Annotated in this window: 18 protein-coding genes; 16 read left to right on the top strand and 2 right to left on the bottom strand. The window is 65.1% G+C overall.

The window, feature by feature from the left end:
• The first annotated feature begins 1 nt into the window (after position 1).
• The 6 genes from EEB15_RS12370 to EEB15_RS12395 are packed head-to-tail and all read left to right on the top strand — an operon-like array spanning position 2 to position 5,102.
• Complete coding sequence (locus tag EEB15_RS12370; RefSeq protein ID WP_141510162.1) at positions 2–913, top strand: type II secretion system F family protein; 912 nt, start codon at positions 2–4, stop codon at positions 911–913.
• 3 nt (positions 914–916) lie between these two features.
• A complete protein-coding gene (locus EEB15_RS12375; RefSeq protein WP_141510163.1) occupies positions 917–2,461 on the top strand; it encodes a hypothetical protein in 1,545 nt (514 codons plus the stop codon).
• Positions 2,462–2,482: 21 nt separating this feature from the next.
• The gene (locus tag EEB15_RS12380; protein WP_141510164.1) at positions 2,483–3,607 is read left to right on the top strand and encodes a glycosyltransferase family 2 protein; all 1,125 of its coding nucleotides are present in this window, start codon (positions 2,483–2,485) and stop codon (positions 3,605–3,607) included.
• A 24-nt stretch (positions 3,608–3,631) separates the two neighbouring features.
• Entirely contained in the window at positions 3,632–4,351 is a 720-nt protein-coding gene (locus tag EEB15_RS12385; RefSeq protein WP_141510165.1) for a class I SAM-dependent methyltransferase, read from the top strand.
• The gene (locus EEB15_RS12390) at positions 4,348–4,752 is read left to right on the top strand and encodes a GtrA family protein (protein ID WP_158290079.1); all 405 of its coding nucleotides are present in this window, start codon (positions 4,348–4,350) and stop codon (positions 4,750–4,752) included. The genes EEB15_RS12385 and EEB15_RS12390 overlap by 4 nt, the downstream gene beginning before the upstream one ends.
• Before the next feature lie 32 nt (positions 4,753–4,784).
• A complete protein-coding gene (locus EEB15_RS12395) occupies positions 4,785–5,102 on the top strand; it encodes an I78 family peptidase inhibitor (protein WP_141510167.1) in 318 nt (105 codons plus the stop codon).
• A 298-nt stretch (positions 5,103–5,400) separates the two neighbouring features.
• Here the strand turns inward: EEB15_RS12395 and polA are convergent, their stop codons facing one another.
• A complete protein-coding gene (polA, locus tag EEB15_RS12400; RefSeq protein ID WP_141510168.1) occupies positions 5,401–8,220 on the bottom strand; it encodes a DNA polymerase I in 2,820 nt (939 codons plus the stop codon).
• Positions 8,221–8,278: 58 nt separating this feature from the next.
• Between polA and EEB15_RS12405 the strand changes: the two genes are divergently transcribed.
• The 4 genes from EEB15_RS12405 to EEB15_RS12420 all read left to right on the top strand — a co-directional run bounded on the left by EEB15_RS12405 (position 8,279) and on the right by EEB15_RS12420 (position 11,198).
• Positions 8,279–8,566: a hypothetical protein gene (locus EEB15_RS12405; RefSeq protein WP_141510169.1), complete on the top strand. Its 288-nt coding sequence runs from the start codon at positions 8,279–8,281 to the stop codon at positions 8,564–8,566.
• Complete coding sequence (locus EEB15_RS12410) at positions 8,566–9,540, top strand: homoserine kinase (protein WP_141510170.1); 975 nt, start codon at positions 8,566–8,568, stop codon at positions 9,538–9,540. Before EEB15_RS12405 ends, EEB15_RS12410 begins: the two co-directional genes overlap by 1 nt.
• A 123-nt stretch (positions 9,541–9,663) precedes the next feature.
• Positions 9,664–10,455 carry a BPSS1780 family membrane protein gene (locus tag EEB15_RS12415; protein WP_141510171.1) on the top strand — a complete coding sequence of 264 codons (792 nt, stop codon included), beginning with the start codon at positions 9,664–9,666 and terminating at the stop codon, positions 10,453–10,455.
• Entirely contained in the window at positions 10,452–11,198 is a 747-nt protein-coding gene (locus EEB15_RS12420) for a FecR domain-containing protein (RefSeq protein ID WP_141510172.1), read from the top strand. Before EEB15_RS12415 ends, EEB15_RS12420 begins: the two co-directional genes overlap by 4 nt.
• Positions 11,199–11,638: 440 nt before the next feature.
• On the opposite strand, the gene EEB15_RS12425 is transcribed toward EEB15_RS12420, so the two are convergent.
• Complete coding sequence (locus EEB15_RS12425) at positions 11,639–12,112, bottom strand: lipopolysaccharide assembly protein LapB (RefSeq protein ID WP_141510173.1); 474 nt, start codon at positions 12,110–12,112, stop codon at positions 11,639–11,641.
• Between the two features lie 237 nt (positions 12,113–12,349).
• On the opposite strand from EEB15_RS12425, the gene EEB15_RS12430 reads away from it, so the two are divergent.
• The 6 genes from EEB15_RS12430 (at position 12,350) to EEB15_RS33650 (ending at position 20,823) form a co-directional block, all read left to right on the top strand.
• Entirely contained in the window at positions 12,350–13,003 is a 654-nt protein-coding gene (locus EEB15_RS12430; RefSeq protein ID WP_141510174.1) for a hypothetical protein, read from the top strand.
• Entirely contained in the window at positions 12,976–14,694 is a 1,719-nt protein-coding gene (locus EEB15_RS12435; RefSeq protein WP_141510175.1) for a multicopper oxidase family protein, read from the top strand. The genes EEB15_RS12430 and EEB15_RS12435 overlap by 28 nt, the downstream gene beginning before the upstream one ends.
• 35 nt (positions 14,695–14,729) lie before the next feature.
• Positions 14,730–16,256 carry a tyrosinase family protein gene (locus tag EEB15_RS12440; RefSeq protein ID WP_141510176.1) on the top strand — a complete coding sequence of 509 codons (1,527 nt, stop codon included), beginning with the start codon at positions 14,730–14,732 and terminating at the stop codon, positions 16,254–16,256.
• Positions 16,257–16,361: 105 nt separating this feature from the next.
• Positions 16,362–17,726 carry a heme-binding protein gene (locus EEB15_RS12445; RefSeq protein ID WP_199236517.1) on the top strand — a complete coding sequence of 455 codons (1,365 nt, stop codon included), beginning with the start codon at positions 16,362–16,364 and terminating at the stop codon, positions 17,724–17,726.
• Position 17,727: 1 nt separating this feature from the next.
• Entirely contained in the window at positions 17,728–18,957 is a 1,230-nt protein-coding gene (locus EEB15_RS12450) for a ferritin-like domain-containing protein (protein WP_141510177.1), read from the top strand.
• Positions 18,958–18,984: 27 nt separating this feature from the next.
• On the top strand, positions 18,985–20,823 hold the full coding sequence (locus EEB15_RS33650) for a LodA/GoxA family CTQ-dependent oxidase (protein ID WP_158290080.1): 1,839 nt from the start codon (positions 18,985–18,987) through the stop codon (positions 20,821–20,823).
• Positions 20,824–20,830: the final 7 nt, after the last annotated feature.

A 20,830-nucleotide genomic window follows, 5' to 3' on the forward strand; every position in this document is an offset into this window, starting at 1 on the left:
CATGCTGCTACTCAGCTCCCTGATCTTCCTGACCCTGATGTGCATCGTGGGCGGTGCCTACTTCCTGCTGGCGCCCACGCGGGCCGAGCAGCGCTTGCAGACCTTCGCCCCGCAGAAGGAAAAAAGCAACTGGACCGAGACCATCTCGAAGCTCGCGGGCCCACTCGCGAAACTGTCGACGCCCGAGGGCGATTGGGAGAACTCTCCGCTGCGCCTGCGCTTCATGCATGCGGGCGTGCGCGATCCCGACGCCAGGCTGACGTACTTCGCCGCCAAGACGATCTTGCCGCTCCTCCTGGCCGGCTTTACCTACGTGATGCTGCGCCGCATGAACGAAAGCGAGACCCTCACGCTGACCTTCTACGTCCTGGCGGCGGCGCTGGTCGGCTGCTACATCCCCAACCTGGCGGTGGCCCTCGCCGTCCGCTCGCGCCAGCGGGAAATCTTCGAGAACTTTCCCGATGCCTCCGATCTCATGCTGGTCTGCGTCGAAGCGGGCATGGGCCTGGACGCGGGACTCACGAAGGTCGCCGACGAGATGAAGCGCAAGTCGGTGGCGCTCGCCGAGGAACTGCACCTGACGAACCTCGAAATCCGCGCGGGCGGGGCCCGCGAGAAGGCGCTTCGCAACCTCGCCCTGCGCACGGGGGTGGAAGAAGTCGGCACGTTCGCGACGATGCTGACGCAGGCGGACAAGTTCGGCACGAGCATCGGCGAGTCGCTGCGCGTCTTTTCGGATGACCTTCGCCACAAGCGGCGCATCCGCGCGGAAGAGATGGCCGCCAAGGTGCCGACAAAGCTGCTCATCCCGCTTGTGACCTGCATCTTCCCGGCGGTGATCATGGTGATCCTGGGGCCGGCGGTGATCCAGATCATCCGCACGATCATGCCCATGCTGAGCGTCGGGGGGTGAATCGTGGCGATCGACAACGAACTCAGTGCCGGCGGGCTTACGCGCCCGGCCACCGGGGCGAGCACGAGCTGGTTGTTTTCGTGGCCCCTTCTGGCCGGCGCATTCGCCTACCTGTACGCCCTCCACCAAGGCAAGGAACTGCTTCTCGACGGCGATACGTACTGGCATATCGCCACGGGGCAGTGGATCCTGCGCCACCGGTCGGTTCCCGATGGCGACCTGTTCTCCCACACGATGCCGGGTGCCGCCTGGACCGCGCACGAGTGGCTGTCGGAGGTCGTCCTGGCTGCCGCCCACGACTGGGGTGGCTGGGCGCTTGTCGTCTCCGTCACGGGCATCGCGTTCGCGCTCACCATCGGGCTGCTGACGCGGGCCCTTCTCAAGTGGCTCGAACCCATCTATGCCCTGCTGTTCGCCGGGCTGGGGCTCGCAATGACCAGCGGGCACCTTCTCGCGCGTCCGCACATCATCGCGCTGCCGATCCTGATGCTGTGGACGATCGAGCTGGTGCGCGCGAGCGAGGCGCGGCGCGCGCCGGCCTGGTGGATGCTCCCCATGATGACGGTCTGGGCCAATCTGCACGGCGGGTTCACGCTCGGAATCGCACTGGCTGGCGCGGTCGCGCTCGAAGCGCTGATCAATGCCGGCCCCGAGCGGCGTCTGGCCACCATCAAGTCCTGGGGCATGTTTCTGGTTCTGGCGGTGGCGTGTTCGCTTGTCACGCCGCACGGCGCGCAGGGCATCCTGTTTACCTTGCACGTGCTGAATCTTGGCTTCGTGCTCGAACGGGTCGGCGAATGGCGGTCCCCGAGCTTCAGCACGTTCAACACTTTCGAGCTCTGGTTGCTGGGAGGAATCGCGCTGGTGATGCATCAGGGACTGCGGCTTCCGCCGATGCGCCTCGTGCTGCTCGTGGGCCTGCTGCACCTCGCACTCAAGCATGTGCGTTACGTCGAACTGGTGGGGCTGCTGGCGCCGCTCTTCATCGCAGGCCCGTTCGGCGCGCAGTGGGCAGCCCGCCAAGACCGTGAGGGCAAGGGCCGGGGCGAAGTCGCGGCACTGGACCGCTTCTTCCAGCGGCTGGCGGCGCCCGCCAGCAGATTCGCGCTGCTTGGGGGCTGCCTCGCCCTCGTCCTCGTGTCCGCGTTGAACGCACGCATGCGCCCTCTGGAACTGCCGGACACGGTCGTGCCCGCGGCTGCCCTTGACGCGGTGGCGAAGGCCGGTGTCAAGGGGCGGGTGCTCAACAGCTACAGCGCGGGCGGCTACCTCATCTACCGCGGCATCCCGGTATTCATCGACGGCCGGGCCGACATGTACGGGGAGCAGTTCATGAAGGCCTATGTCTACGCCATGGAACAGCGCACGCCCGGCGGCCTTGAAAAGCTCCTTGCGCAGTACGACATCGGCTGGACCTTGCTGGAGCCGGAAAACTCCACCAACGCCGTGCTGGACCGCTTGCCGGGCTGGAAACGGCTGTATGCCGACAAGGTTGCGGTGGTCCACGTGCGAACGCCCGCGCCGAACGCGGCCGACGGTCAACGCTGAACAGGTGAAGGAGGTGAACTCATGACATCCATTGCCCGTGCCGCCCGCACACCTGCCGAACTCGCCATCGTCGTTCCCTGCTACAACGAGGAGGCGGTGCTCGCGGAAACCTGTGCTCGGCTCCTCGCGCTGCGCGAAAGGCTGGTCGCGGCGCACAAGATCTCCCCGCGGAGCACCGTCGTTTTCGTGGACGACGGCAGCCGTGACCAGACCTGGGACATGATCGACGGGTGGGCGCGTGAGGGCGGCCCCGTGATGGGGGTCAAGCTGTCCGCCAACTGCGGCCACCAGAGCGCCCTGCTCGCCGGGCTGACCGCGGCCCGCGGCGATGCGGCCGTCACCATCGACGCCGACCTGCAGGACGACGAAGCCGCGATAGAGAGCATGGTGGACGCCTTCCACGAGGGCGCCGAAGTCGTCTACGGTGTGCGCGCGCGACGGGACGCCGACACGTGGTTCAAGCGCTCGAGTGCCCGGGCCTTCTACCGGCTGATGGCAGGCCTGGGTGTGCGCACCGTTCACGACCACGCGGACTATCGCCTGCTCAGCCGGCGGGCCATCGGGCACCTGCACCGGTTCAAGGAGGTCAACCTCTTCCTGCGCGGTGTCGTGCCGCTGCTGGGGCTGCGAAGCGTCGTTGTCCGCTATGACCGCCGCTCGCGGTTTGCCGGTGAGTCCAAGTACCCCATCCTCAAGATGCTGGAGTTCGCGTTGAACGGCATCACGTCGTTCTCGATCGCGCCGCTTCGCGCCATCACGGCCACGGGGTTCCTCGTCGCCTTCGGCTGCATCCTTGCCGCGGCCTGGGCGCTGACGGCAAAGTTCGGCGGGGACGCCCTGCCAGGATGGGCGTCGACGACGCTGCCCATCTATTTCCTCGGCGGCATCCAGCTCGTCTGCGCCGGGGTCATCGGCGAGTACGTGGGAAAGACCTACATGGAAGTCAAGCAGCGGCCGCGGTTCCTGATCGAGGAAATCTCCGGCCGGGACGTGGCGGCCCCGGCCGAGCCGGCTCGCCATCGCGCTTCCAGCCCAGGGCAGGCCATGCCAGCCGCCCGTTCCATGGGCGTGCGACCCGCCGTGCACCGGCCCCACACCCCGCGAGGCTTCGGCGCCACGCGTGCCGCGAAGGGCCGCGCCGCCTGAATCGCTGTATCAAGGCCAACCGACATGCCATCCAGAACCGCGAAGAGCCTCCAGGCCGAGTTCGACCTTCTGGCCGACGAATACCACGAGCTGCATCGTGCGAACATCGCCATCACGGGCGAGGGGCCGGAGTACTTTTCGGAGTACAAGGTCGCCGACCTCGCCGATTTCGTGCGTGGGAGCGGAGCCCCCGCGGCACGGATCCTGGATTTCGGAAGCGGGATCGGCAACTCAGTGCCCTTCTTCCGCAAATACTTCGGCGAAAGTATCTTGAATTGCGCGGATGTTTCGAGCCGCAGCATCGCCGTTGCTCGCTCCCGGTTTCCCGGCAGCGAGCGCTACCTCCAGGTCGAAGAAGGCAGCATCCCGTTGCGCGACCAAAGCAACGACCTCGTGTTTTCGGCCTGCGTCTTCCACCATATTCCGCACGAGGAACACGACCACTGGCTCGCCGAACTGCGGCGGCTCACACGGCCCGGCGGACTGCTCGCCATCTACGAGCACAATCCGCTCAATCCGCTGACCGTCCATGCCGTGAGGACGTGTCCCCTCGATGTGAACGCCTGTCTGGTCGGCGCCCGGGCGCTGCGCCAGCGCGCGTTGCGGGCCGGTTGGAGGCACGTTCGCATCGACTACAAGGTCTTCTTTCCCTCCATGCTCAAGGTGCTCCGCCCGCTCGAGCCTCGACTGGGCTGGCTCGGCCTCGGCGCGCAGTACCGCCTCATCGCGACTGCACCCCTGTGACAGCATTGATTGACCAAGCCATCCGGTTCGCCGCCGTCGGGGCCGCCAATACGGCCATCGGCTTGCTCGCCATCTACGGGACCATGTACCTCTTCGGCACGGACCCCATCACTGCCAATGCCATCGGATACGCCATCGGGATGGCCTGCAGTTTCACGCTGAACCGTTCGTGGACTTTCGCCAGCCGGCAGCCCGTCGCCCGGGTGCTGCCCAGATTTCTCCTCGTTGTCGCTGCAGCGTATCTCTTGAACCTGGCCACTGTGGTCGGGGTCATTTCGCAGGCGCACATGAACCCCTACCTGGCTCAGGCGCTCGGGGTGGCGGTCTACACGGCCGTTGCGTTCATCGGCTGCCGCGTGTTCGTCTTCGGGCATGAAGCGCCGATGCGAAGTGCACGGTGATAATGGGCCATGGCTTCCGCGAGTTCATCCCCATGCCCCAGCCCCTGCGCCTCTGCCTTCCCTTGGCCCTCTTCACCACGCTCAGCGCCTGCGCCCAGCAGCCCCCTCAGGTGCCCGCCGCACCGCGTCCACCCGTGATCGCGCCCAATGAGTGCAACGACGCCGCCGCGCAGTTCGCGGTGGGCAAGATTGCCGACGCGAAGCTGGCCGAAGAGGCTCGGGTGCGCGCCAGTGCGCTGCGGGTGCGCATGGTCCGCCCCGGCCAGATGGTCACGATGGAGTTCGATGCGAGCCGGCTGACGATCGAGGTCGACGCCGGTGGAAAGGTCGCGAGCGTCCGCTGCGGGTAAACCTGTCGCGTTCCAGCACCTCGCGTCGCGTCAGGCGGTACGCGGCAGAGCCGATCTCTGTGGCGGCTGAGATTCTTGGACCGGGGTCGGGCGCGCCTTGGCGCGCTTCGTTGACTGACTCGCCGGACCTGTCCGAGCAGAGCGGCCTTAGGCGCTCTGTGAGTTGTACGGCGCCGGCCCCGGGCCAAGAATCTCAGCGGAGTCGGCGCGAAGCGACGACCGCCACAGTGTGAGGCCCTGCCGCGTACCGCCTGACGCGACGCGAGGTGCCACGAATGCAACCCGCGCAGACCAGAGCTCAGTGCGCCTTTTCCCAATTCTCGCCAACGCCGATTTCCGCCAGCAACGGAGCGCGCAGCTCCGCGACGCCTGCCATCAAGCGCGGGACCTCGGTACGCACCCACTCGACCTCGTCCTCGGGCACTTCGAACACCAGTTCGTCGTGCACCTGCATGATCATCTTGGTGCGGCGCTTTTCGGCGTCCAGCACATCCTGCACCTTGACCATCGACAGCTTGATCAGGTCGGCCGCCGTGCCCTGCATCGGCGCGTTGATCGCCTGGCGCTCGGCGCCGCCGCGGCGCGGGCCGTTGGGTGAATTGATCTCGGGCAGGTACAGGCGACGGCCGAACACCGTTTCGACGTAGCCCTTGCTCTTGGCCGTCATCTTCGTCTCGTCCATGTAGTTCTTGACGCCGGGATACCGCTCGAAATAGCGCTGGATGTAGTTCTTGGCCGCCGTGTTGTCGATGCCCAGGTTCCGCGCCAGGCCGAAGCTGCTCATGCCGTAGATGAGACCGAAGTTGATGACCTTGGCGTAGCGGCGCTGCTCGCTCGACACGTCGCCCGGGGCGACGCCGAACACTTCCGCCGCCGTGGCGCGGTGCACATCCATGCCTTCCTTGAACGCACGCAGCAGCGCTTCGTCTTCGGACAGGTGCGCCATGATGCGCAGCTCGATCTGGCTGTAGTCGGCGCTGGCGATGAAGTGGCCAGGCGCCGCGACGAAGGCTTCGCGCACGCGCCGGCCTTCAGCCGTCTTGACCGGGATGTTCTGCAGGTTGGGATCGTTGCTGGACAGCCGGCCGGTGATCGCCACGGCTTGCGCGTAATGCGTGTGGACGCGCCCGGTTCTCGGATGCGCCATCTGCGCGAGCTTGTCGGTGTAGGTGCCCTTGAGTTTGGACAAGCCGCGATGCTCCAGCAGCTTCGCGGGCAAAGGGTAGTCCTCGGCGAGCTTTTCCAGCACCTCCTCGTCGGTGCTGGGCACGCCGCTGGGCGTCTTTTTCACGACCGGGAGGCCCAGCTTGGTGAACAGGATCTCGCCGATCTGCTTGGGCGAGCCCAGGTTGAACGGCTGGCCCGCGAGGTCATGCGCCTCCTGTTCCAGCTGCATCATGCGCTGGCCCAGCTCAGTGCTCTGCTTGGCGAGCATCGGCCCGTCGATCAGCACGCCGTTGCGCTCGACGCGGTACAGCGCCTCGCTGCTTCGGATCTCCAGTTCGTAGATGAAACGCAGCTTGCTGTCGGCCTGCACGCGGGGCCACAGGGCCAGATGCACGTCCAGCGTCTGGTCCGAGTCCTCACACGAGTACTCGGCCGCCTTGTCCACCGCCACCTGCGAAAACGAGATCTGGTGCGCGCCCTTGCCGGTGAGGGATTCGTAGTCGATGCCGCTGCGGCCCAGGTGGCGCTCGGCCAGGCTGGACAGGCCGTGCGGCTTGTGCACTTCGAGCACATAGCTTTGCAGCATCGTGTCGTGGGCATAGCCCTGCACCTCGATGCCGTGGTTGGCGAACACGTGGCGGTCGTACTTGACGTGCTGGCCCAGCTTCAGCTTCGCCGGGTTCTCCAGCCAGGGCTTGAGCTTCGCGAGCACCTCTTCGCGCGGCAGTTGCTCGGGCGCGTCGCCGTAGCTGTGCGCCAGCGGGATGTACGCCGCCTCGCCGGGCTTCACGCTGAACGACACGCCCACGATCTCGGCAATCATCTCGTCGAGCGAACTGGTTTCCGTGTCCACCGCCACCAGCTCCGCCGCCTCGATCTTCGCCAACCACTCATCGAGTTGCGCCCAGGTGAAGATGGTGTCGTACTGCAGGTTGCTGGCCTGCGAAGCGCCCGAGAGGTCGGGCTCGTCGAACAGGCCACCCGTGTCGCCGGGGCCGACCTTCTTCTTGCTTTTGTGCTCCTGCGCCAGTTCCGGCGGCACGTCGTGCGTCTCGAGCTGCTTGACCAGCCCCTTGAAGCCGTACTTGTCGTAGAAGGCCTTCAGGCCTTCGGTGTCCTGGCCCTCGGTGACCTTGATGTCGTCCAGCGAAGGCAGGCCGGGGATGTAGTCCGTCAGCTCGCAATCCTTCTTGATCGTCAGCAGCGCGCGGCCCTTGGGCAGCCAGTCCAGGGCTTTGCGCAAGTTTTCGCCAACGGCGCCCTTCACTTCGGCGGCTCGCTCCACCAAAGCGTCGAGCGACCCGTATTCCTGCAGAAGCTTCACGGCCGTCTTGGGGCCGACCTTGTCGACGCCCGGCACGTTGTCGACCGAATCGCCCACCAGTGTCTGGTAGTCGACCATCAGCCGCGGGGGCACGCCGAATTCGGCTTCCACACCGGCGACGTCGCGTTTGCGGTCGTTCATGGTGTCGATCACCGTAACGTTCTCGTTGACCAGCTGGCTCAGGTCCTTGTCACCGCTGGAGATGATGGTGTCGAGACCGCGCTCGGTGCCCATGCAGGCCAGCGTGCCGATCACATCGTCGGCTTCCACGCCGGGGATGTTCAGCACTTTCCAGCCCAGGAGACGCACGACCTCGTGGATCGGGTCGATCTGCAGCCGCAGGTCCGGCGGCATCGGCGAGCGATTGGCCTTGTACTCGGGGTACAGCTCGTCGCGGAAGGTCGGCCCCGGCGCGTCGAACACGCACACCACATAGTCGGCCAGCACGTCCTTGCGCAGCTTTTGCAGCATGTTGATCATGCCGCGGATGGCGCCGGTCGCCGGGCTCGCCGGGTCGCCCGGCACCGCGCGCAGGTCGGGCATGGCATGGAATGCGCGGTACAGGTAGCTGGAACCGTCCACCAGCAGCAGCACCGGTCGCTTTTCGTTAGGGGTCAACTCGCTCATGGCAGGCATTGTGCCCTTGGCGGCGGCCCCTTCTTGTCAGGCTCTTACAATCCCCCCCATGCACCCGAAGTTCCTGCTCCTCCTCCCGCTGGTGGCCTGTACGGCATTGGCCGCCCAGCCCGCGCCGGCACCGGCGCCCGCGCCGCTCGTGGCGGAGCAAGCCACGCCGGATGGCCGCAAGAACCAGAAGGTCGAACTCATCCGCGTCGAGGATGACGCCGTGGTGATCGACGAGGTGCGCTACGCGGGGCAGACGGAAAGCATCAAGGTCCAGCCCAAGGGGCGTGCCCCCGCGTATGAAATTCAGCCGACCGGCCGGCGCGTCTGGAACGTCTTCAGCTTCTGATGGCGGTCTTTACCGAAGTCTCCGAGGGCGAGGCCAGCGAGCTCGCGCGCGCGCTGCAGCTCGGCGAGCTGCGCGAGTTGCGTGGCATCCAGGGCGGCATCGAGAACACAAATTACTTCCTGACAACCGAGCTCGGCGAGTACGTTTTGACGCTGTTCGAGCGGCTGACGCAGGAGCAGTTGCCCTTCTACCTGCACCTGATGAAGCACCTGGCGCAGCGCGGCATCCCCGTTCCGGAGCCGCACGCACTGCCTGCGAGCGCTTCAGCGGGCAACCCGGACGGCCAGCTGCTGCACCAGGTCTGCGGCAAGCCGGCCGCCGTGGTGGACAAGCTGTGCGGCAAGAGCGAACTGGCGCCCACACCGGCCCACTGCGCGGGTGTGGGCGAGATGCTGGCGCGCATGCATCTCGCAGGCCGCGACTTTCCGCTCAACCAGCCCAACTTGCGCGGCCTGCCCTGGTGGAATGAAACCGTGCCGGTGGTGCTGCCCCACGTGGACGAGAGCCAGGCCGCCCTGCTGCGCAGCGAGCTGGCCTTCCAGAACCACGTGGCGACGACGTCCGCCTACGCCGCCCTGCCGCGCGGCCCGGTGCACGCCGACCTTTTCCGTGACAACGTCATGTTCGAAGAGGGCCGGCTGACGGGCTTCTTCGACTTCTATTTCGCGGGCGTCGATAGCTGGCTGTTCGACCTGGCGGTGTGCCTGAACGACTGGTGCATCGACCTGGCCACGGGCGCGCACGACGAGGAGCGCGCCCGCGCCTTCCTGGACGCCTATACGGGCGTGCGGCCCCTGGCACGCGCGGAGCGCGAGCTGCTCCCCGCGATGCTGCGCGCCGGCGCATTGCGCTTCTGGATCTCGCGCCTGTGGGACTTTCACCTGCCGCGCGAGGCCGCGATGCTGCAGGCGCACGACCCTGCCCACTTCGAGCGGGTGCTGCGCCAGCGGGTGCGCCAGCCCGTGAGCGCCTGACTTCAGTCCCAGCACACCGCCGAACATCGGCGCTTGCGTTAAATTTGTCACGCATCCCGTCCCGCCGCGGCGTCCGCGCCGCAATGAACCCGCCTCCAAAGCGACTGCCGTAACGTATCTCCCATGAAACTCAACATCGTTCCCGCGGGCACCGGCATCCAATGGGTCAAACTCGGTATCAGAACCTTCCTGAAGCAGCCTTTGGCTCTCACAGGCCTGTTCTTTCTCTATTGGGCGGCAGCGTTCCTGCTGCTGGTGCTGCCGCTCGTCGGGCCCATCCTGGCGCTGGCCACCATGCCGATCTCGACGCTGGGGATGATGATCGCGAGCCACGAAGCCGTGGAAGGGCGGTTTCCCATGCCCCGCGCCGTCGCCGCCCTCTTTCGCGCCGGCCGGAAGCGCCTGCTGGCCCTGGGGCTACTGGGGCTCATCTTCGCGGGCGTCATGATAGGCCTGATGGCGCTCGTGCCGCTGATGGTGGACGTGTCGCAACTTCGGACGACCGTGACGCCCGAGACGATGACGCCCGAAATCGCGGCGCAGGTGCTGACCGCCATGTCGGTCGCGGCTCTGTTGTACCTGCCGATCTCGCTGATGTTCTGGCACGCCCCTGCCCTCGTGTACTGGCACGGCGTCTCGCCGGTCAAAAGCCTCTTCTTCAGCGTCGTGGCGTGCCTGCGCAACGGCAAAGCGCTGCTTCTGTTCGGCCTGGCCTGGGCCGCCGTGGTGTTCGCCGCGTTGATGGTCATGGCAGTGCTATCGCTGGTGACGGGCCAGCTGGTGGCCGCCTTCGCGTTCCAGCCCCTGGTGCTCATGATCTCGGCCATGTTTTCCACCTCGCTGTATTTCACCTTTCGTGATAGCTTCGTCGCCACCTCGGACCCCGCCCAACCATCCCCCGGAGAGCCCACATGACACAGCACTTCCTGCAAGGCCGCACTGAACAAGAGGTACTGTGGTTCCAGCGCCGCAGCTTCCTGCAGGCCGCGGCTGCGTGGACCGGGTTGGGCGGGTTCACGGCGGCCCAGGCGCAGTACCGCAGCAACATCGTCGAACTGCGCGGCGACGCGCTGATCAACGGGCAACGGCTCAACCCGCAGCAGACCATCCAGACCGGCGACAACCTCGAGACCGGGCCGGGCTCGCAACTGGTCTTCGTGATCGGCACCTCGTCTTTCCTGGTGCGCCAGAACACGCGCTTCGCGGTGCAGCGCGGCAACACACTCAACGCGGTGAGCGTGTTGCGGCTGCTGACCGGCGCCGTCGCGAGCGTCTGGGGCCGGGGCAACACGCGGCAGATCGTCACGCCCACGCTCACGGCGGGCATCCGCGGCACCGGCGTGTACACGGAAGTGTTTCCCCAGCAAAGTTACCGGAGCTACTTCTGCAACTGCTACGGCACGGTGGACATGAATGCGGGGCCTGACAAGACCACCTCGCGATCGGACTACCACCAGGCGTTCTGGGGCGAGGCGGAGCCCAAGAACGGCCGCTCCCTCACGCCCGCCAAGGCCATCAACCACACCGACGAGGAGCTGGAATACCTGGCCAAGCTGGTCAACCAGCGCACGGCCTGGGAGATCTCGGGCAAGAAAGGCGAGAAGGACGGCTCGGGTTACGGGGAAGAAAAGCCAGCAGGCGCGCAGCCGACGAAATGAGCAAAGCCCCGCGATGCGGGGCTTTTTCTTTTGGCTGTCATTGCGGACTCGATCCGCAATCCATGACCCCGAGTTTGGTGTTCGTAGGCCGCGCGGCAAAGCTGTGCGTGGACGGGCTGCGGCGCGAATGAAGCCCAGGCGCCCGCGGTGGGCGGTCTTGCGGCCCAGCGTCGCTTGCGACGCGACCGTTTCATGCTCGCAAAACTTGTTTGAGCGGAGCAAGGCGGAGTGAGTTGTTTTGCGTGGGGCCGCAAGACCGTTCAGCGCGGGGACTCCGTCAGGAGCTTGCGACAGCAAGCGATGCCGGACGCCGTAGCCATCGCGCCGCGGCCCGGCCATGCACGGCGTTGCTGCGCGCGGCCCACGAGCGCCCAAAGTGAATGCGGGTTCATGGATTGCGGATCGAGAGTCCGCAATGACAGCCGGGATGACAGCTGCCGCTAGTTCTTCGCCTTGTACTCGGCGATCGACTTCGCCAGGTCGGCGTATTCCTCGCAGGTCTTGTTGCCGCAGATCTTCTCCAGCTCCACCAGGTGCTTTTCCGCTTCGGCGGGCTTCTTGTCCATCAGGTACGCCTCGCCGATGTACTCGTGGGCGCCTTTGTGGCGCGGATCGAGCCTGAGCGCCGTGCCGTAGTGCTCGAAGGCCTTCGCGAGGTCGGGCGTGGCACGTTTGCGGTAGCTGTAGCCGAGCAGGTTATGGACATCGGCATTGCGTGGCTCCTCGCGCGCGGCGGCGTTCAGCTCCGACATGGCGCGGCTCCAGTCTTTGGCACCGATGGCTTTGCGCGCGGCCGCCAGGCGCTCCTTCGCCGACGGACCCGCGGGCAGGCTCGGGTTGCTGCCCGGCGTGTCGGCGGCGTGGGCCATGAAGGCTGCGGCGGCCAGGGCCGCGAGAAGATATTTGGGATTCATTGCGATCTCTCCTGTAGTGGAACTGGATAAACGCCGCGCCGCGGCCTTTGGATGCGGCACTAAATCACGCTGCACGCCGCTCATTGTGCTTCCACCCGAAATAGCGAGCTTCGAGCCGCTAAGCGAACGAGGTTGCCCCAACGCGGACTGTCAGACCTGACAGGTTGTGGCGCCGCGCGTTGCGGTGTAGCCTTCGCCGCGCCAGCACTGCATGGCAAAAGAAAAAGGGGAGGGGTCATGACGGATGCGTCGATGCGGGCGGCAGCCTGGGCTGCTCCTGGAAAACTTCGCGTGCTCGGGGGCGTCGCGTTGCATGCGCTGCTCGGGTGGAGCGCCGTCTGGCTGCCTTCCACGACATCGGGTGCTTCTCGTGACTGGCTCTGGGGCGCCGCAGGCGCGGTGGTGCTTGGCGGCCTCCGGCTGGCCGCTGCGCGATGGCCCGCGGCGCGCCCGGCCTCTTCCTCATTGGTGCGTTGCGCTTTGGCCCTGTGCGCAGCCGCTTCCATCGACTTTTCCATCAGCGCTCCCGATCGCCTCCTCAGCGTGTGCAGCGCGGACACCTCCTGGGACGCGCAGTTCACGTCTCTGATCGAGCACCTTGGGGCGTGTCCCGTCAGTGGCGCCGCGATGGTGGGGCTGGTCTTGTTCGAGTTCACCGGCGGGCAAGGCCGCGCGAGCTTCTTTCGCGCGGCGCTTGCAGTCGCCGCGATGCTCGCGGCGATGTCGTTCGCCATGGGGGCCTTGCCATGGCTCGCACGCAGCATGCAGTGGCCCTGGACCGCCGACGCTCTCGTCTTTTCGATGATCTGCAGCATGTTGCTGTTGCACCTGCTGCCCCTACAACCACAGAGGAGGAATGAAGCATGCCCCTATCGAGAATTCCCGGCCTGACCGGCAGGCGCAGCGCGCGCACCATGGCGGCTCTGGCCGTGGCGCTGGGCTGCACGTCTGCCTGGTCGCAAGCGACCAATCCTTGCGCCTACACGAACATCGACGTTGCCAGGTACGGGCGACAGGAGCTGCGCAATCCACCCAACATTTCGGCGCAGGGCGGCGCGCTGACGACCACGCTGGACGTCCAGTACACCGACCCGAAGACCACCAGCATCGCGGGCTGCCCGGTCATGCTGCGCACCTACAACGGCCAGCTGGTGGGCCCGACTCTGAGGGTGCGTCCGGGCGAGACGATGAACGTCATGCTGAACAACCGCCTGCCCAAGGAAACGCCGGACCAGATCCAGCAGCAGTTCGAGCAGGAGAACAAGAGCGCCCACCTGTCCACGCGGCCGGCTTCGTTCAACACGACCAACCTGCACACCCACGGGCTGCATGTTTCGCCGGTGGGCAACAGCGACAACGTGCTGCTGGCGATCGCGCCGGGCAGCCGCTTCGGGTACGAGGTGAAGGTGCCGCGCAGCCACCCGCCGGGCTCGTTCTGGTATCACGCCCATACCCATGGCTCGACCTCCATCCAGGTGGGCAGCGGCATGGGCGGCGCGCTGATCATCGACGACGACGAAGCGAAGATCCCCGCTGCGCTGCGCGAGGCCAACCGGAATGAAAAAGTGATGGTTTTCCAGACCATCCTGTACGACACGCAAGGCCGGCTGGACGACATCACCGCCCTCTTTCCGTCGCCGTCGAACCCGGCCGATTGCAGCCAGCCGGGCAACCAGAAGACGTGGACCTGTTCGAAGCGGCGCACCACGATCAACGGCCAGATCGTGCCGCGCATCCGCATGCGGCCCGGAGAAGTGCAGCGCTGGCGCATGATCGACACGGGGTTCCGCGAAACGATCAACGTGGTGCTCGAAGGGCATCAGCTGCACGAGATCGCGCTCGATGGCCTGTACCTCGGCCGCGTGGACACGTGGCAACCGGGTCAGCCGGTCGAACTGCAACCGGGCTATCGCAGCGATGTCCTGGTCAAGGCCAGCCTGAAGCCCGGCGTGTACCGCCTGCTGGATGCCGCTTCCGCCGCCGCCACTTCGGTGCGCGGAGCGGCCGAGCCCGAGAATGTTCTGGCGGAAGTGGTCGTCGATGGCCCGATGCTCGACATGAAGTTGCCCACGTCGCAGGAGATGGCGGCGCTGGCTCCCTTCCCGGGCGTGGACTTGACCAAGACCGCCCACGGCGTGCAGCAGGTGGACTTCAAGCTCGGCCAGGACATGCAGGGCAAGAAGAACTACTTCCAGGTCAATGCCCAGGCGTTCAACCCGCAGCACGTGAGGCAGGTCAAGCTGAACGCCACCGACATGTGGGCAGTGAGCACGGTGGGCGATCCCCCCGGCGTGCCCAACGGCATCCCGCCCCTGCCGCACGTCTTCCACATCCACGTGAACCCGTTCCAGACCAGCCGCGCCGGCCCCGACGGCAAGGCGCAGATGGTTTGGAAGGACACGCTGCTGATCCCCTCCGGGCAGACGCGCAACCTCTACACGCAGTACCTCGACTACATCGGCTCCTTCGTCCTGCATTGCCACATCCTCGATCACGAGGACCTGGGAATGATGGAAGTGGTGGAAGTCGTCGACGAAAGCAGCGGCGTGGCGCACGGCAGCCCGGCCGGCCATCGGCACTGAAACGCCTGTCTTCATTCATCACAAAGGACTTCATCATGGCTACCACGACCGCATCCCCCGTTGCGAATCCCACCTGGTATGGGCAAATCCGCGACATGTTCACGACCACCGACCAGGCCCACATGAGCGCGCAGGGCCTCGACCTCGCGAGCTACACGCAGGTCGTCCAGCATGCGGGCGACATCTACCAGCAGACGGCGCTGGGCAACATGCCGCCGGGCTCTCCCTGGACGAGCGACTGGGTGGGCACCTTCCTCAACTGGATGACCAACGGCTACCCCAAGGGCACGCCACCGGCCGTCCCGACGTTCCTTGCCCGAACCAGCCTGCGCGCGGCCGCGCCCAGCGCGACGAGGCTCCGCAAGGAGATCACCGCGCTGTCGAAAGGTGAGCTCGACCTGCTCAAGAAGGCGTTCTCCGCGATCGTCGCGAAGGATCCCAGCGACCCGAACAGCTACTTCGCGCAGGCCGGAATCCACTGGTACCCGGCCCCGGAAACCTACTGCATGCATCACGTGCCGGGCTACAACCCGTGGCACCGGGCTTACGTGCTCAGCTTCGAGAATGCGCTGCGCTCGGTCCCGGGCTGCGAAAGCGTCACGCTGCCCTATTGGGATATCACCACGCCTTTCCCCGACGTGCTCAAGAGCGCCCCTTTCGACCGTTACGTTCTGCAAGAGGCGGCGAGCCCGGACTATCCCAAAGGCTATGCCACGAATCGGTTTCCCTACGACCAGATCGCCGCGAACCTGCTGAAATACGGCGTCACCGCCGACGTCGACCGGGCCCTGTCGAAGACCGACTGGGAAGACTTCCACGGGTTCTGGTCCGGCGCCGCCTACAACACGATCATTGCCGCGCACGACAAAGGCCACAACTCCATCGGCCCGACGATGCAAGACCAGGGCGTGGCCGCCTTCGACCCTGTGTTCTGGTTCTTCCATTGCAACTGGGACCGTCTGTACTGGGAGTGGCAAAAGAAGATGCTGGCCACCGACCTGCACGGCCTGCTCACGACCATCAACGAAGAAACCGACCCGATCAGCTACCAGGAGTTCACCAACCCCGCGGTCGGCATCCTGAACCCGTTCGGCGCGGCTCCGCTGAAGCTGGATGCCGTCGGCACCATCAACTCCCCGCTCAGCCTCGACGTCGACTACCAGGATCCGCCCATGGCCAGGAGCACGAAGTTCAACGTCAAGACGCAGCGCTCGCTCGTCGCGTCGCGGCGGTTCTCGGTCGACGCGGGCGTCGTCAATGTGCGCGTGAGCGGCGTGAATCGCCTGAAGATTCCCGGCAGCTTCTCCGTTCACCTGCAAAAGGACGGGCAGACCATCGCATCGAGCGCGCTGTTCCAGCCGGTCGAGGCGCAGAAGTGCGCGAACTGCGTGGGCAACGCCATCGTTCACTTCGACTTCGAGCTACCCGCGGCGGCAGTTCTCGGCGGAACCCTGAGCGTCTGGGTCGAGCCCGTCAACAAGAGCTTCGTCGGCGATCGATTCCCGCAGAAGCTGATGGGCAACCCGACGATTGAAGTGCATCTCTTGATGCGGACGGAGTAGTGGCGCGCGGATTTGCCCGACACGGCCCACAGAGGCTCAGGTAACCAACTCAATTAACACGAGAGGGAATTCGATATGACTATGACCGCGGCACCCAATGCCATCATGCAGACCACCACTGTTCAGGCCAACCAGTCATGGCAGAGCGCCGGGGTGGCCATTCCGTCCGGCGTCAGCGTGACCATCGCCTACCAGCAGGGAGGCCTGTGGACGGCCGATCCGCACACGAATGAGGGGCTGCCCTACGATGCAAATGGTTGCCCGGGCGTGGTCGTGCCGGTGAATCAGACCAGCTATCCAATCACCGGCGTGCAGATGGGTGCGTTGGTGGGTAGAGTAGCCGGCGGTGCACCGTTCCTGATCGGCGACAGCACTTACACGGTGCTGTCAGCCACCGGCGGCGCGCTGGAACTGTGTATCAATGACGACCTCACCGGGCAGTATGGCGCGGGCCTTGCCGACAACAGCGGCAGCCTGACTGTCTTCATCTACAGCACCAACACGCCGCCAGACACCGCAAACCCGCTGGTGCAAGAGCCATCGCAGGTTTCGCCTGGCGTGCCGCTGGCGCAGCTGGGTCTTTTGCAATCGCTCATCGGCACCTGGACGAACCAGAATTTGCCGGGCACCACCAGTGGCGGCCCCGAGTCGCCGTTTTCCTACAACGTCATGCCGCTGCCGCAGGTGGACCCTTCCTCGCCCACGGGCTACATCCTGAAGAATTTCTCGTATTACGAGGAACTCACTTTCACCGCGATCCACGGCACCGCGCCCAATCGTGGGGGCGTTGGCCAACAAGTTTCTTTCACCCTGTTCTATGCGCAGCGCGTGTATTTTGCCGAGGGGCCCAACAAGGACGCACTCGTCCACGCCGAGAACGGCTCGCTGCTTCTGCTGCTGGACCAAACCCAGCCGCTCGGCCCCTATGGCAACGGCGACCTGCCGGGGCTTGGTAACCTCGTCGTGCAGAACAGCGTGCCGCCCACGCAGCAGTTCAATCTGGTCAAGCAAGTCTCAGTGCCGCACGGCAATTCGATCCTTGCATTGGGCAACTATGCCGGCACCAGCACCCAGGGCCAGCCGGTTATTCCATCGGCCTCGCCGCTGCCAACCGGCGTGAACACGCAGCAGTACTCGGCGAACGACCCGGTGACCAACCCGCAACCGGCGCTGACGGCCAATCCGAACCAGGTACTTGTCAATGCGCTCGCTCTGCGGCCCTGCACCAACTTTCTGAACTTGTCGCTCAGCTCCGCCAACGGCAAGGGCGCGGTCACCAACATCGGCTTCGAGCAGCAGCACGCAAACGTCAGCCGGTACGACTTCAACTACTGGCTGGAGTCGTTCGACGGCACCGACAACTTCACTCAACTGCAATACAGCCAGACCATCACCTTGCAGATCCCGATCGGCGGCCAGACCGTCGTCTTTCCGCATGTCACAGCCAACACGCTGACGAAAGTTGCATAACATGACGCTGGCAAAGACCCAGGAAACAGGCTCCGGCCTGTTTCACCACATCTACCACGGCGAGACGATTGAGCGCAGACATCTGCAGAAAGCCGCGCAATTGGCCCTGCAGGTCGAATTCACGACCATCCCGGTCTACCTGAGCGGGATGTACTCGATCATCGATCCCAACACTGCCGCGTACCAGGCACTGCGCGGCGTGGTGATGGAAGAGATGTTCCACCTCAGCCAGGCCGCGAATACGCTGGTGGGGATTGGCGGCTTGCCCGATCTGACGGGCGATGCGGTTCCCCGCTTTCCATGCTACTTGCCGCACGCCAACGAGAGCACGACCCCGTTTGTCGGTCTCTTCCGTGCCTCCCAGGACGTCTTCAACAACGTGTATGCCGCGATCGAGCAACCTGCGCCGCCACATGCGCCAGCGCAGGGCGACAACTACGACACCATCGCCCAGTTGTATGACGCGTTGGAGCATGGCATGGAGCGGTTCGTGAAGGAACACGGCGAGGCGGCGCTGTTCGAACAAGCCAGCGGTGGCAGGCAGCGCCTGGACATCTACATCGGAAAATTTGGCGGAAAGCCGGTCGAAGTGATCAACCTGAAAACCGCCCTGCACGGCATCAGGGAAATCACGCAACAAGGCGAAGGCAGCGTGCCGCCAGGCCAGTCGCTGGTGGCGAGTGAACCCTGGAGCACCTACAACCAGTATGGCCCCCGCTCCGATGGCACCTACGGGCCCATCATCGGCAGTCCGACCGAGATGTCCCATTTCGCCAAGTTCCTGGGTGTGGCCCTGGCAACGGACCCTTTTCCGCAGACCTACCCGATCCTTTCCAATCCCAAGCGTTCCGATTTCTGCTACCCATTGACCGCAGGCTTGGCCGAGGCGTTCGACATGGCGTACAGCATCATGCTCGACCAATTGCAGGCCAGCTTCCGCAAGCCCGAGTCGGGTGCCAAGGACAGCTTTTTCGGTGTCGTGCTGCCGCTGATGCACACCGTCATGCCGGTGTTGGCGCGCTTGCTGATGACCACGCCAATCAATGAGAACGGCGACAACTCGGTGGGCCCCAACGCCGCACCGACCTGGATCTACCAAGCGGGTGCCAGCCTCAGTGGCTTGCACGCAAGCATTGCCGCATTGCTGAAACTCCCCGGCTTGAGTTCGGACCAGAAAAAGGACGAACGCGCAACGCTGCAGAGCGTGCTTGACGCCCTCGCGCAGTACTGACTCAGTTCCGCCATCTTTGGAGTACCCATGATCGAATACAAAATTTTCCCGGCCATTGGCGTCGCACGTGTCGGCAACGCACCAGAGAAATACTATGTCGGCCCCGAGAAATACTGTGGCTTGCCGACCAACCCCGACGGCAGCCCGTTCACGCAAGCCGATTTCCGCGACAGCCAGAAGCGCCTGTGCCGGCAGGCCTCCCTGTTTCACGTCTTCAAGGTTGAAGACGGCATGCAGACGGAAGTCACGTTGGCAACGCCCGGCGTCAAGTCCATCACCTGGCACGCGCATCTGGCCAACAAGAAGGCCAGCTGGTATGACTTCAAATGCCTGCTCGGTGAAGACGGCTATGCCCCCAACCATCCGCTGCGCAACCCCACGGCCGCGAACCGGCATGAACTGGTCATCGACGCCGGTCCGCGCCAGATCAGCGGCGCCAACCAGCAGGGGGTGGCGTTCGACCGCTCCAGCGTCCCGCCAGGCTACCGCGGCGCGCACTTTCCCCCGGGCGTGTTGAACCCGACCGAGGAATCCATCGACACCCTGGGCGAACTGCGCACCGATGCCCAAGGGCGCCTGCTGGTGTTGGGCGGCCTGGGTATCTCTGGCACCGCGTATGCGGAGCCGAATATCCCCGCCGGCCAATATGCCAACAACGACGGCTGGTGGGACGACACATCGGACGGTCCGGTCAAGGCGCGGATCGAGCTGGACGACGGCACGGTGATCGACGTTGCGCCCTCGTGGGTGTTGGTGGGTCCGCCCAGTTTTGCGCCGGAACTGCCGAACCTTGTGACCTTGTACGACACCATTCACGACACGATGGTGCGCAACGGCCACCATCCCGAAATCTATGCCGATGGATTCTGGAAGAAAGGTCCGGATGGCTACCGGCCCAATTTCGACACGGAGATCCGGCCCCTGTTGGAACGGCCGCTGCTTTATGCGTGGGTGGCGGCCATCCCGCCCAAGCCGCACAAGTTTGATTTCGAGAAGCTCGGCGCGGTCGAAGCGATTGACGGACGGCTGCAGGGCGCGGCGAGCAGCAGGGGCTTGCGCCAGTACGTGTTCGATTTCGTGCGCCCACCCGGTGGCGAGAACGTCATCGTCAAGAGCTACGAAACCCAGACCAAGACAGGCTCTGGCCAGTTGGGCGGGGTGGGCAGCACCATGATGCCTTTTTTGGCGGGCGACAACGCGCTGCTGCCCGACGCGCCCATGAGCCAGTACCTGCGCCTGACCGATACGCAGTTCTTCTGCCTGCAGCAATGGGCTGACGGCTGGTTCGAAGCCGCTGCGTCAAGGCCGCAGCAACCCGGTTCGGCCCTGACGCGCGGGGTGTTGGAAAACTGTGTTGGCGGTCCCTTTTCGCCAGGCATAGAAATGAGCTGGATCTCAAGAAATCCCGCGATCTACAGCGAGCCGTACCGCATCCGGGCGCACTTTGCGGAGGTGGGCCCGCTCAGCCTTGATTTCAACCCGCAACGCGGCATGGAGCCGGGCGATATCTCTCGCTACATGGCGTTGCCGTGGCAAGCGGACTTCAACGAATGCTCGTCGCAACCGACCGATGGGCGTACCTTGTGGTGGTGGCCCGCGCAGCGCCCCGAATACGTGTACCTCGAACCGCCTCAGGCAGTCCTGGCGGCGACGGCTGTACCCGCGCCGAGTCGCAAGTCGGGGATGCAGGTGCCGTGGATCGGCACCGACTTCAACCAGAACGCCAGCTCGTACATCCAGTTCGGGGCCGACATCGACATGGTCACGCATTGGGCGCAACTCGGCTTTGTCATGGAAAAAGAGGTGGACGGCGAAGACCGCTTCGTCGAGGTCGAGCGCACATTGCCGAGGCCGTTCGTGGGCTGAAGGTGGC

Source organism: Ramlibacter sp. WS9, assembly GCF_003797765.1.
GTDB lineage: Bacteria > Pseudomonadota > Gammaproteobacteria > Burkholderiales > Burkholderiaceae_C > Ramlibacter.